This window comes from Variovorax glacialis (assembly GCF_051216375.1).
Lineage (GTDB): Bacteria > Pseudomonadota > Gammaproteobacteria > Burkholderiales > Burkholderiaceae_C > Variovorax.
The window spans coordinates 374,128-387,517 of the sequence record NZ_JBPJZT010000007.1; the positions used below are offsets into that span (position 1 = coordinate 374,128).

The 13,390-nt window shown below is 61.6% G+C and carries 9 protein-coding genes; 8 read left to right on the forward strand and 1 reads right to left on the reverse strand.

The window, feature by feature from the left end:
* Positions 1-16: 16 nt before the first annotated feature.
* From ACSFBL_RS20715 to ACSFBL_RS20730, 4 genes are read left to right on the forward strand one after another with little or no spacing between them, the layout of a single operon-like run.
* Positions 17-1,597, forward strand: a complete 1,581-nt coding sequence (locus tag ACSFBL_RS20715; protein WP_435517695.1) for an efflux RND transporter periplasmic adaptor subunit — start codon at positions 17-19, stop codon at positions 1,595-1,597.
* 14 nt (positions 1,598-1,611) lie between these two features.
* The gene (locus ACSFBL_RS20720) at positions 1,612-4,767 is read left to right on the forward strand and encodes a CusA/CzcA family heavy metal efflux RND transporter (RefSeq protein WP_435517696.1); all 3,156 of its coding nucleotides are present in this window, start codon (positions 1,612-1,614) and stop codon (positions 4,765-4,767) included.
* A 48-nt stretch (positions 4,768-4,815) separates the two neighbouring features.
* Positions 4,816-5,799: a cation diffusion facilitator family transporter gene (locus ACSFBL_RS20725; RefSeq protein WP_435517697.1), complete on the forward strand. Its 984-nt coding sequence runs from the start codon at positions 4,816-4,818 to the stop codon at positions 5,797-5,799.
* 48 nt (positions 5,800-5,847) lie between these two features.
* On the forward strand, positions 5,848-6,897 hold the full coding sequence (locus tag ACSFBL_RS20730) for a DMT family transporter (RefSeq protein WP_435517698.1): 1,050 nt from the start codon (positions 5,848-5,850) through the stop codon (positions 6,895-6,897).
* 99 nt (positions 6,898-6,996) lie between these two features.
* Here ACSFBL_RS20730 and ACSFBL_RS20735 read toward each other — a convergent pair whose 3' ends face one another.
* Positions 6,997-9,366 (reverse strand): heavy metal translocating P-type ATPase, encoded by a 2,370-nt coding sequence (locus tag ACSFBL_RS20735; protein WP_435517757.1) that lies wholly within the window; start codon positions 9,364-9,366, stop codon positions 6,997-6,999.
* A gap of 341 nt (positions 9,367-9,707) precedes the next feature.
* On the opposite strand from ACSFBL_RS20735, the gene cadR reads away from it, so the two are divergent.
* From cadR to ACSFBL_RS20755, 4 genes are all read left to right on the forward strand, one after another.
* A complete protein-coding gene (cadR, locus tag ACSFBL_RS20740; protein WP_435517699.1) occupies positions 9,708-10,151 on the forward strand; it encodes a Cd(II)/Pb(II)-responsive transcriptional regulator in 444 nt (147 codons plus the stop codon).
* A 152-nt stretch (positions 10,152-10,303) separates the two neighbouring features.
* Positions 10,304-12,229, forward strand: a complete 1,926-nt coding sequence (locus tag ACSFBL_RS20745) for a cytochrome c/FTR1 family iron permease (RefSeq protein WP_435517700.1) — start codon at positions 10,304-10,306, stop codon at positions 12,227-12,229.
* An 80-nt stretch (positions 12,230-12,309) separates the two neighbouring features.
* Positions 12,310-12,573: a glycosyltransferase gene (locus ACSFBL_RS20750; RefSeq protein WP_435517701.1), complete on the forward strand. Its 264-nt coding sequence runs from the start codon at positions 12,310-12,312 to the stop codon at positions 12,571-12,573.
* A gap of 380 nt (positions 12,574-12,953) precedes the next feature.
* Positions 12,954-13,340: a DUF2946 family protein gene (locus ACSFBL_RS20755; protein ID WP_435517702.1), complete on the forward strand. Its 387-nt coding sequence runs from the start codon at positions 12,954-12,956 to the stop codon at positions 13,338-13,340.
* Positions 13,341-13,390: the final 50 nt, after the last annotated feature.

The following is a 13,390-nucleotide window of genomic DNA, read 5'->3' on the forward strand; positions in this document are numbered from 1 at the left end:
CGTACAGGCAACAGACATGGCTATCTCGAACAAGCAAAAGGCCGCCATTTCGGCCATCGTCCTCGTCGGTGCAGTCGCGACAGCGGCGCTGCTATTGACTGGCCGGCCGGCTCAAGAGGGCGAAGATGCCCGTGAGCACGCGGAGCACACCGAATCTGGTGGGCACGAGGATGCGGAGCACCACGGAAAGGAGGCGGAGCACAAGGACGCCGATGCCAAGGGGCATGCCGACAAGGAGCATCACGCGACCTCAAAAAAGGGCCCACACGGCGGTGAAGTCACGTCGGTTGGCGACGTTTCTGTGGAGGTTGCTCTCTCCGAAGAAGGCGGGGAACCACGCTTGCGCCTTTGGGCGAGCAAGGGCTCGAGCGCGTTGGAGCCGCAACAACTCAAGGCTGCCGGCACGCTGACCCGCCCGACAGGTGAAACAGAGGAGCTTGTCTTCGAACCCTCCAAGGAAATCCTTGCAACGAGGAATTCGGTCGAGGAGCCCCACTTCTTCGACGCGGAAATCAGTGTCACCGTGCCGGGCGTCGACCAACCTGTCATCGCAAAGCTGTCCAAGGACGAAGGCAAGGTGAAGCTCTCCTCCGAGCAGCAAAAGACGTCCAACATCTCTACGCGGGTCGCGGGGCCCGCAAAGCTTCTCGGTGCGCATCAATTCCAAGGTGAAATCCGCTTTGACGAAGACCGCACGGCTCACGTTGTGCCACGGCTCGCTGGCGTAGTTGACTCTGTACCGGCCCGCCTCGGGCAGACCGTGACAAAGGGCCAGGTGCTCGCCGTCATTTCGAGCGCGACCTTGTCCGAGCAGCGAAGCGAACTCTTGGCTGCACAACAACGGCGAGCCGCGGCCAAGGTGACCTACGAGCGCGAAAAGAAGCTCTGGGAGGACAAAATCTCCGCGCAACAAGACTATCTTGCGGCGCAGACCGCATTACGCGAAGCCGACATTGCGGTTCAGAACGCAACGCAGAAGCTGGCAGCGATTGGAGCCGGCTCAGCCAGCCAAAGCCTCAATCGCTTCGAACTGCGAGCGCCCTTTGACGGGACCATCGTCGACAAGCACATTGCGCTGGGGGAAGCCGTCAAGGAGGATGCGAGCATCTTCACGATTTCCGACCTCAGTTCTGTCTGGGCGGAATTCGTGGTTTCCCCGAAGGATTTGGCGAGCGTCCGGGTCGGCCAAAGGGCGGTCGTGACCTCCACGGCCTTTGATGGCAAGGCGGAAGGTGATGTGTCCTACGTTGGCTCGCTGCTTGGAGAGCAGACTCGCACCGCAAAAGCGCGAGTCACCTTAGCCAACCCGAACCTGGCATGGCGGCCCGGCCTCTTCGTGACCGTGACGCTCGCCGGCAGCGATGCTGCCGTACTGGTTGCGGTTCCCGCTGACGCAGTTCAAACACTTAACAACGAAAGCGTGGTTTTCCTCGCCGTTCCCGGTGGGTTCGTCGCCCAGCCCGTCAAGGTCGGGCGGACTGACGGGAAGATGGTCGAGATTCTCGATGGGCTCAAGCCAGGCGCCAAGTTCGCTGCGACCAATACCTTTGTCATCAAGTCGGAGCTGGGCAAGTCCAGCGCGACCCATACGCATTGAGGCAAGGGACCGGAATGTTCGAACGCATCATCCGCTTCGCCATCGAGCAACGATGGCTGGTCCTCCTCGCGGTGCTCGGCATGGGGGTCTTGGGCGCGTACAACTACTCGCGCTTGCCCATCGACGCCGTGCCTGACATCACGAATGTCCAGGTGCAAATCAACACCTCAGCGCCCGGCTATTCGCCGCTTGAAACCGAGCAGCGCATCACCTACCCGATTGAGACCGTCATGGCCGGCCTGCCGGGCCTCGAAGAGACGCGTTCGTTGTCGCGATACGGCTTGTCCCAAGTGACCGTCATTTTCAAGGACGGTACGGACATCTACTTTGCGCGCCAACTGGTCAACCAGCGCATTCAGGAGGCCCGCGACAACCTGCCGCAGGGTGTGACGCCTGCCATGGGGCCCATCTCCACCGGCCTCGGAGAAATCTACCTCTGGACCGTTGAGGCGGAGGACGGGGCCAAGAAAGCTGATGGCACGCCCTACACCCCGGCGGACCTGCGCGAGATTCAAGATTGGGTGGTCAAGCCTCAGCTTCGTAACGTCGCTGGCGTGACTGAAATCAACTCCATCGGAGGGTTCGAGAAGCAGTACGTCGTGGCACCGAATCTCGAGCGCCTCGCTTCCTACGGTCTCACGCTGCCTGACGTGGTCGGCGCCTTGGAGAAGAACAACGCCAATATTGGCGCAGGGTATATCGAGCGCCGCGGCGAGCAGTATCTCGTGCGGGCACCAGGGCAAGTGAAATCGCTCGATGACATCCGCGATGTCATCGTCGGCACTGCGGACAGGCAGGCGATTCGCATCCGCGATGTCGCGACGGTGGACCTTGGCCGCGAGCTTCGTACAGGCGCGGCGACGGAGAACGGCAAGGAGGTCGTTCTCGGCACGGTCTTCATGCTGATTGGCGAGAACAGTCGCGCCGTCTCGCAGGCTGTCGACAAAAAGATGGTTGCCATCAACCAGACGCTGCCGGAGGGCGTCAAGGCGGTCACGGTCTACGACCGAACGGTGCTGGTCGATAAGGCGATATCCACCGTCAAGAAGAACTTGCTTGAAGGTGCGGTGCTGGTCATCGCCGTGCTCTTCCTATTTCTCGGAAACATCCGGGCAGCCATCATCACCGCGACGGTCATTCCTCTTTCGATGCTGTTCACGTTCACGGGCATGGTCCACTACCGCGTCAGCGCGAACCTGCTCAGCCTCGGGGCGCTGGACTTCGGCATCATCGTAGACGGAGCTGTGGTTATCGTAGAGAACTGCGTGCGCCGCCTGGCGCATGCGCAGGCTCATCATGGTCGGCCGCTCACGCGGTCGGAGCGCTTCCACGAGGTCTTCCTTGCATCACGGGAGGCACGGCGTCCGCTGCTGTTCGGGCAACTCATCATCATGATTGTCTATCTGCCCATCTTCGCGCTGACCGGCGTGGAAGGGAAGATGTTCCATCCCATGGCATTCACGGTAGTGCTCGCCCTCGTGGGCGCCATGATTCTCTCTGTCACCTTCATCCCGGCGGCAGTAGCTCTGTTCATCGGCAACAAGGTCGCAGAGAAAGAGAATCGGTTGATGACGTGGGCCAAGCGCTGGTACGAGCCGGCGCTGCGCCACACGATGGGGAACACGCCGGTGGTGCTGACCTTCGTGGCTGCAGTCGTCGTGGTTTCTGGGGTCGCGGCCACGCGGCTCGGCAGCGAGTTCGTTCCCAACCTCAACGAGGGCGACTTCGCGATTCAGGCTTTGCGAATCCCTGGCACAAGCTTGAGCCAGTCGGTCGAGATGCAACAGCAGATTGAAACGACGCTGAAGCAGAAGTTTCCAGAAATTGACCGCGTGTTTGCACGGACGGGGACGTCTGAAATCGCATCCGACCCGATGCCGCCGAACATCTCCGACGGCTACATCATGCTGAAGCCGCACGACCAGTGGCCTGAGCCGAGGAAGACCCGCGATGAATTGCTCGCCGCTGTTCGCGCAGCTGTGGCTGATGTTCCAGGGAACAACTACGAGTTCTCCCAGCCCATCCAGCTAAGGTTCAACGAACTGATTTCCGGTGTCCGCTCAGACGTCGCGGTCAAGGTCTTCGGTGATGACAACGACGTTCTCAACCAAACAGCGAACCAGATTTCAGCAGCGCTCAGCAGCGTCGCCGGGGCCACGGAAGTGAAAGTCGAGCAGACTACCGGGTTGCCGATGCTTAATGTCAACATCGACCGAGCCAAGGCAACCAGATACGGTCTCAACATGAACGATGTGCAGGAGGCTGTGGCCACCGCCATCGGGGGGCGCGAGGCCGGAACATTCTTCCAGGGCGACAGGCGTTTCGACATTCTGGTGCGCCTTCCTGAGGACGTTCGTTCGGACGTCGAGGCCTTGAAGCGGCTGCCCATTCCGTTGCCCAAGGGCAGCGAAGGTCGGACACCCTATGTTCCTCTGGCCGAGGTGGCGACGCTCGAGGTAACCCCTGGCCCGAACCAGGTCTCGCGCGAAAACGGCAAGCGGCGAGTCGTTGTAAGCGCCAACGTCCAAGGGCGCGACATCGGTAGCTTCGTTTCGGATGCGGAAGCCGCTATCCAAAAGCAAGTGAAAGTCCCAGCCGGCTATTGGACCACTTGGGGCGGGACGTTTGAGCAACTCGAGTCGGCCACGAAGCGCCTGCAACTCGTCATCCCTTTGTCGTTGCTCTTGGTCTTCGTGCTCCTGTTCGCGATGTTCGGCAACGTGAAGGATGGGCTGTTGGTATTCACCGGCATCCCTTTCGCACTCACGGGAGGCGTCCTGGCCCTTTGGGCGCGAGGCATCCCGATGTCCATTTCGGCAGCCGTGGGGTTCATTGCACTGTCGGGCGTCGCCGTGCTGAACGGTTTGGTGATGCTTTCATTCATACGCAGCTTGCGGGAGGAAGGTCGGAGCCTCGATGAGGCGATTCACGAAGGGGCGCTAACCCGGCTGCGACCTGTCCTGATGACCGCGCTGGTCGCATCGCTGGGCTTTGTGCCCATGGCCGTGGCGACGGGCACCGGCGCGGAGGTGCAGAGACCCCTCGCGACCGTCGTCATAGGCGGGATTCTGTCGTCGACGGCGCTGACGTTGTTGGTATTGCCGCTTCTCTACCGACTGTTCCACGGGAAAGATTCTGACGAAGTGCTGGAGTCGGGCAGAGGACACTAAAGCGTTGCGGGCGCGGTCACTGGCCGCACCCGCTTCAAAGGGAACCACATGGCAGCCGAACACAATCACAGTCACACCGCGGGCAGCAACCAACGCTCCTTAGCCATCGCGCTGGCGCTCACCACCACATTCCTCGTCGTAGAGCTGGCCGGCGGCATCCTAACTAAAAGCCTTGCGCTCATCTCGGATGCAGCGCACATGTTCACGGATGCTGCAGCTCTTGCCATCGCGTTGGCGGCTATACAGATAGCAAAACGTGCCGCCGACCGCAGGCGGACCTTCGGCTACCACCGATTCGAAATCCTTGCTGCTGCGTTTAACGCAGTGCTGCTTTTCCTCGTCGCGCTGTACATCCTGTACGAGGCTTACGGACGGCTCGCTGAGCCGGCAGCCGTCCACTCCACAGGCATGCTGGTGATAGCGGCTGTCGGAATGGTCGTTAACCTCATCAGCATGCGGGTGCTCTCGTCAGGCAAAGACGAGAGCCTGAACATGAAGGGCGCTTACCTAGAGGTCTGGAGCGACCTGCTCGGCTCCGCCGGTGTCATCGTGGGCGCCATCATCATCAAGCTCACCGGCTGGACCTGGGTCGATTCAGCTGTCGCCGTTCTTATCGGCTTGTGGGTCCTCCCTCGGACTTGGATGCTCCTCAAGGCAAGCCTGAACATCCTGCTCGAAGGCGTACCTGAGGAGATTGACATTGACGAGTTGCGACGCTCGCTGCTTGAGGTGCCCGGCGTCGCGAGCATCCATGACCTACATGTTTGGGCCTTGACCAGTGGCAAGGCGAGCATGACCGTCCACGTTGTGAATGAGTCAGGCGGCGACGCCGAGCTCCTTATCCTGCCCGAAATACGACGGCGCATGAAGGCGAGCTTCGGCATCTCGCACATCACAGTCCAGAGCGAATCTGTCGCCTGTGAGCAGATTGACGAGGACTTTCATTTCGGTAAGGACGATGGGCACGTCGGGTCGCGTGAAGATGAACCTGAGGACGACGGTCACAGGCGCGCCCACGGCCATGTGCATTAGGCTAGCCACCCTGCCAGCGAAGCATCTGAGAAAGCACTACAAGTACGAATGAATGCTCTTACCAACCGCGGCGTTCTTGCGGCAATCGGAGCGGCGGCGCTTTTCGGCGCCGGCACTCCAGTCGCCAAGCTACTGCTCGCGCATTCGAGCCCTTGGTTGCTGGCAGGGCTGCTCTACCTGGGTTCGGGGGCCGGACTCTGGCTGTGGCGCCTGCTATCGCGCGCGCCAAGAGTGCGGCTCAGACGCGGTGAGCTGGGGTGGATGGCTGGCGCGGTCGTCACCGGGGGCATGCTCGGCCCCGTGCTTCTGCTGACGGGATTGGCAGGCATGGCCGCATCAGACGCCTCGCTGTTGCTGAACGCAGAGGGCGTGTTTACCGCGCTGCTGGCGTGGTTCGTTTTCAAAGAGAATTTCGACCGGCGCATCGCGCTCGGCATGGTGGCCATCGTGGCGGGGGCGGCTATCCTCAGCTGGCCGGGTAGTGCAGGCGTTGGTGCGCTCTGGCCGTCGCTAGCGGTGCTGGGCGCCTGTTTAGCCTGGGCCCTCGACAACAACCTTACCCGCAAGGTGTCGGTGGCCGATGCGTCCTTCATCGCCATGACCAAAGGGCTTGCCGCCGGCGCGACGAACCTCGCCCTGGCGGTCGCCACCGGAGCAGCATGGCCGCCGGTCGCGATGGTCGCCGGCGCCGGTCTGCTAGGGCTTTTGAGCTATGGCACGAGCTTGGTGCTGTTCGTCGTCGCACTGCGGCACTTAGGAACGGCGCGCACAGGTGCCTATTTTTCGGTCGCGCCTTTTTTTGGCGCTGTACTGGGCATCGGTCTGTTGGGTGAGCCGCTCACGCTCCAGCTCGTTCTCGCTGGCGGCCTGATGGCTGTCGGTGTGTGGCTGCATTTGACGGAGAGCCACGGGCACCTTCATGCGCACGAGCCACTAGAGCACAGCCATGAGCATGACCATGATGACCACCACAGGCACGTTCATGCTGACGACTCGCCCATCACGTCCAGGCACATTCATTGGCATCGCCATGAGGCGTTGAAACACAGCCACGAGCACTACCCGGATATTCATCATCAACACCCCCATCCGCATTAGCCCTCCAGTGAAGGAAGGTGGCTGAGTGCGTTCCGATGCGGCAACCCTTTGACTTGGACGCTCTTGTGGCCCCGAACATGGCAATTGCAGGCCAAAGAACTAGGCCTTCTTTCGCAGGAGTCGCAAGCCGTTGAAGACCACCAGCAGGCTGCCACCCATGTCTGCAAAAACGGCCATCCACAGGGTGGCCTGACCGGTCAGCGCGAGCGTAAGGAACACGACCTTGATGCCGAGCGCAAGAGAAATGTTCTGCCACAGCACAGTCTTGGTTGCTCTGGACAGCTTTACGAATTCCGCAAGTTTGCGGGGGTCGTCGTCCATGAGTGCCACGTCTGCCGTTTCAATCGCGGTATCCGCACCGGCTGCGCCCATCGCAAAACCAATGTTTGCCTTCGCCAGGGCCGGAGCGTCGTTAATGCCGTCTCCCACCATGCCAACCACTGTGCCGCCAGCAGAAAACTCTTCAATTGCCTTGAGCTTCTCTTCCGGCAAGAGCTCGCTTCGCACGTCCGCGATTCCGACCTGGCGTGCGATAGCCTCGGCGGTGTGCCGGTTGTCGCCGGTCAACATCACGGGACGGATGCCGAGTTGCTTCAGCTGCGCTACCGCCTCCCGGCTCTCCGGACGTACGGCGTCGGCGACCGCGAAGATGGCCAGCGCCTTTGTGCCTTCGGTGAGCACGACCGCCGTTTTGCCTTCTTGCTCGAGGGCGTCTAGCTTCGACTCAAGTTCATCGGAGCAAGCGCCCGATTCTTCGACCAACCGATGATTTCCGAGCCTGTAGCGCACGCCGTTGATGCTTCCCTCTACGCCCCTGCCGCGCAGCGCGGAAAAGCCCGTCACTTCGGGGAGCCCCGCTGTGTCTTTCAAGCCCTCGGCGACAGCACGCGAAACCGGGTGGTCACTTCTCGTGGCAAGCGCGGTGGCGAAGGTCGACAGGGCCATCTTCTCTCCCTCGAGGGAGATGACGTCCGTGAGCACTGGCCGTCCCTGCGTCAGCGTCCCGGTCTTGTCCAGAGCGAGAACTTGCAGCCGGTGACCTTGTTCAAGGAATACACCTCCCTTAATGAGGATGCCGCGGCGTGCAGCTGCAGTCAGGCCCGAGACGACGGTCACCGGCGTCGATATGACCAAGGCGCAGGGGCAAGCGACGACGAGAAGTACGAGTGCGCGGTAGACCCATGTGAACCACTCGGCTCCCATGGCGAGAGGAGGAATGACCGCAATGGCGATGGCGACCGCAAACACCGCCGGCGTGTAGTAGCGCGAGAAGGTGTCCACAAAGCGCTGCGTCGGAGCGCGCGTGCCCTGTGCCTCCTGTACCGCGTGAGCAATCCGGGCAAGGGTAGAGTTGGTGGCGGCTGCGGTCACCCGATACTCGAGCTCTCCGTCCTGGTTGATGGTTCCCGCGTAGACGGTATCGCCGGTGGCCTTGTCCACCGGCACGCTTTCGCCGGTGATTGGCGATTGGTCGACCGCCGACGTCCCCAAGGTCACACTTCCGTCCAAGGCGATGCGTTCGCCGGGCCGAGCTCGCACTGTCGCGCCGACTGCAACTTCCGCGGCGGGAACTTCCTGCCAACCAGACGGCGTGTTCACCGTCGCTGTCTCCGGTGCCATCGACACAAGGCCTTCGACGGCTCGCCGCGCGCGGTCGAGGGAGCGCGCTTCAATCATTTCCGCGATGGCGAAGAGGACCATCACCATCGCCGCTTCCGGCCATTGCCCGAGGATGGCAGCGCCTGTGACGGCGACGGACATCAGCGCGTTGATGTTCAAATTCAGATGGCGAACAGCAATCCAGCCTTTGCGGTAGGTTTCGATGCCGCTGACCGCGATGGCTGCCACCGCTAGACCTATGACGGCAATCGAACTGTCGCCAAGCTTGAGCGCAACCAACTCGGAAGCTAGCGCCAGGGCTCCGCCGATTGCGAGCTTCCAGTACGCAGGACGCGGGCTTTGGCGTTGGGACGTCTTGGCGGGCGCGTCCTGCCGTTCCGGCAGACCGCCCATACCCACCTCGTTCAGAGCGGCGAGCACGTCGTCCAGCCGGCCGGTGGCATGGTTCACGGTCAGCTTGCGCTGCAACAGGTTGAACGTCAGGTCGTGAACCCATGCTTCCTTGCCCAAGCGTTGCCGGATGAGAGCCTCTTCGGTGGGGCAGTCCATTTTTTCGATGAGGATGGTGCTGGTGTCCATGCCCGGCTGCGCGGCGGGCTGGTCGGTGACCCCGCGCATGCCGATTTCGTCCAGCGCCTTAAGTACCTGGGGCAGTTTCCCCGGCCCATGCACGACGGTCAGCTTGCGCTGCATCAGATTGAACGAGAGTTCGCGCACCGCCTCGTCGCCGCCAAGGCGCTTTCGAATCAGTGCCTCCTCGGTAGGACAGTCCATCTTCTCAATGAGGATGGTGTTGCGCTCGTCCTTGGAACCGACGGCATGGCCTGATTCCGGCAGCCGAACTTCCATCCCGGAGCGCTGCGCTGCGCCCAGCAGGTCGGCGGTCGTCACCGAGTCATGTTCCACGCGGACGCTTCTGCGCATGAAATCTGGCGTAACGGCATGGACTCCAGCCAGGCTGCGAAGTTGTTTTTCTACCAGGCCGAACTCGGTCGGGCAGCACATTTCCGGTACGTCGAGTACCGTTATCGGGCGGTCCAAGACGGCGTCGGCCGCAACCGAGCCGCTGCCTGACCCGCAACTCTTCGAACTACAACCCGTCGACCCACAATCATCTGCCATGGTGAACTCCTAGCTTGCCTCCATTTGAAAGCCTATAGTCGGTAGAGAGTCAAGCAGAAGGAAATCGCATGAAGATTGGAGAGCTGGCCGCGCGCGCAGGTTGCCAGGTGCAGACCATTCGCTTTTACGAGAACGAAGGCCTGATGCAGCCCCCTGAGCGAGACGCAAACAACTATCGGACCTATGACGAGGCCCACGAAAAGCGTTTGCGCTTCATTTTGAGGTGCCGTTCCCTCGATATGGCGCATTCTGAAATCCGTATCTTGCTGAATTTGCAGGACGACCCCGGACGCCCCTGCGACGAGGTGAATGCGCTCCTTGAAGAACATGTTCGCCACGTACAGACGCGAATTTCTGAACTCACCCTGCTCAAGCGCCAGATTCAGGAAATCCGAAGCGCCTGCGCCGGCGGCGGGTGCATCGGAGAGTGCGGTGCGCTCGAATCCTTGCGGCAAACCACCGGGGAGAATCAGCCCGGTCCGAGACGGCATGTCAAAGGCGTGCACGCCTGAGGCTTCCGATTCGGCGCAGGTTTCAGGATTGGAAACCCTCTAGTCAGTAGAAGGTCAACCAGAAGGTGTGAGAGGCCCTTCGGCCAACTCGGCGGCCTCCCGCACGGCGGAACTCGAAACTAGAATTATTCCCATTTGCATTGGGTTTGGTAATGCTCGGCTTCCTGAAACTGCTCCCTCGAGCCGCCGTATGTGCCGCGCTCCTCCTGCTTGCGACGGTCGCAAGCGCCACGGAATCCGACGTGCGCCGCATCTGGCAAATCCTCGACTACTTGGCGGTGGACTACCGTGGAGCGGTCCAGGACGGTGCTGTTCTCAACGCCTCCGAGTTTGCGGAGATGCGCGAGTTTGCCAAGGCCAGCCAAACGAAGCTCGCTGCCTTGGACCCTCATCCGGAACAGCCTGCTTTGGTGACAGAGGCAGGTGCCCTTGCTGCGGCCATCGACGCGCGGGAAGACCCCGCGCGCGTTGCAACGCTCGCCAAATCCTTGGGCAATCACCTTCTCGCCGTCTATCCGGTCTCGTCCTCACCGAGCGCTCCGCCAAACGTAGCTGCCGCAGCCGCCATCTATCAAGCGCAATGTGCCGCGTGCCATGGTGCCGCCGGGAATGGAGATGGGCCGGTCGGAGTTCGCCTGGAGCCCCGGCCGGTCGCCTTCACCGACCAAGCTCGCGCTCGTGAGCGCAGCGTTTTCGCCCTGTACCAAGTTATCAGCCAAGGCATCGAGGGCACGCCCATGGTGAGCTTTGCCTCCCTTCCCGAGGCGAACCGCTGGGCCTTGGCCTTCTACATTGGGCAGTTCGCTCACAAGGAAGGAGATGTCACGGCCGGCGAAACGGTCTGGAAAGACAACGCGGCGGTTCGTGCACAGCTCACGAATCTAGACGGCTTAGCTCGAGCAACTGAGGGTGACCTCGCGAAGGAGGTCGGCGTTGGACCTGCTGCTGCCGCGATGGCTTATCTTCATGTCCATCCCGAGGCCGTTGTTCAGAAGCGTCCCCTGACGTTCGATATTGCCCGCCAGCGGCTCGCCCAGAGCGAAGAAGCGTACGACAGGAAGGATTTCAAGCTCGCGGCGGACCTGGCGCTCTCGGCGTACCTGGACGGTGTCGAGCCGCTCGAGCCGACGCTTGCGACGCGCGACAAGGCATTGCTTGGCCGCATTGAAACCGCCATGAGCCGGTTCCGCTCGCTCCTTGCGAGCAAGGCGTCCTCGCAGGAAATCAAAGCGCAGACCTTGCGGATTGATGCCTTGTTTAAGGAGGCGGACAGCGTCTTGTCGACAGCCGCCGACGATTCCACTGCCGCGTTCTTGGGAAGCTTCACGATTCTTCTTCGCGAAGGCCTTGAGGCGCTTCTGGTCGTGGTAGCCATGGTCGCGTTTCTTCGCAAGGCGGAGAGACCCGACATGCTTCGGTACGTGCACGCGGGCTGGGTGGGAGCTTTGGCTCTTGGGGCGGTGACTTGGGCGGTCGCGACGTACATCGTCAACGTGAGTGGCGCGAGCCGTGAAGTCACCGAGGGTCTGTCGTCGCTCTTCGCAGCGGCTGTGCTTCTGAGCGTTGGCATGTGGATGCACCAGAAGAGCATGGCAGGCAAATGGCAGCAGTACATCCACGAGAAGCTTTCCGCAGCACTAAATCGCAAGTCGGCCTTCTTCATGTTCAGCCTTTCCTTCATCGCGGTGTACCGGGAGGTTTTTGAGACCATCCTGTTCTATGCTGCGTTGTGGGAGCAAGGCAATCACGCGGCGGTGCTGGGCGGTTTGGCGGCCGGCCTGGTGGTACTGCTTGCAGTGGCGTTTGCGCTCCTGAAGTTCAGCGCTCGCCTTCCTATCGGCAAGTTCTTCTCTTGGAGTTCCATGTTGGTCGCTGTGCTGGCGGTCGTGCTGACCGGCAAGGGCGTCGCGGCGCTTCAGGAAGCCGGATGGATTGGCGCACTTGCCATCAACACGCCGCGCATCGATATCTTGGGCATATTCCCATCTGCGCAGGCTCTGGGTGCCCAACTCGTAGTCGCCGCCATCATCCTCCTGGGTTTCGCGATGAACGCTCGTGCCGCCAGAGGCACGTCTTAGCACGTCCTTCTCGGGACCCTAGCCAAGACAGCCGCCCGTAGGGGGCCTGTGCGGCGAGCCGCCTCGAAGGCGGCGCAAACGTGGTCATCGAGGCGGTGCGTTCGCAGGTTCCGGTGCTCGCGAGCCGAATCGATGGCAACGTCGGCTTGCTCGGACGCAACTACGACGGCTATTTCCAGGTGGGAGATGCCTTTGGCCTCGGGGAGCTGATGCTGCGCGCGAACGCCGAACCGTCATTCCTGGCTCGCCTGCGGGGGCAGTGCGCCAGGCGCGAGCCTCTCTTTGACACCGCGGCAGAGGCAAGGGCCGTGGAGCGGCTACTCAGCGACATGCTCAGTCAATAGGCGGACCATGACTTGTCGAGAGCGGAAAAACTTGCGCACTCACGCGCGTAGGCGCACTCCGACGTTTTTGAACGATTCTGTGTAGAAGCCGTCTCGCAGAGGCCGTCGCGGTTGTGCCCCCGGAGGGCCAAGCAAGCCGGCCTGACCCGGACGGGAAGTTCTCATGCGGGCACTTTCGAACTGCTGCCTTCTTCGACGAACCTAATGACGGAAGCGGCGAGCGCCCGGCATGCGCTTGTCGGCGTGGCGGCTGGGGCCCCACTGAAGCGTTGCGCCTAGTCGGGCAGGGGTGTTCATATTGGTGTTGACCTTCCCCCCATAGGAAGGTTCAAACTCGCTACCTCCTGCAGTTTTTGCAGGCAAGGTTCAGAAATTTCCATATGGTTCGCCTGCGCGCAGTACTGCTTTGGCTCGTGATGCTAGCCGTGCCCTTCCAGGGCTACGCGGCGGTAGCTATGGCCTTTTGCGCGCCGTCGGGAGTAGAACTCCAGGCAGGGCTTGTGCATGACCACGCCAGCCATGACCATGCTGCGTCGCAAACGGCGCACGAGCATGAGGCGGGCGACCAGGCTTCGCATCAGCACCACCAGGACGACCAAGGCGCGTCGCACAAGTGCGGCAACTGCGCGGCGTGCCACTCTGTCGGCATGACGCCGACGTTGGAACCGATTCTCTTGAAGGGCCTCCCGCAGGCCGACCTGCTGGAGCCGTTTTATCCGGTGGCAAGCATCTCGCCACCCGTCCCCCAAAAACCCCCTCGCGTCTGACCGCGTCTGAACCATAGCGACCTTCGGTCGCTGATGTGTTGACGCGCATG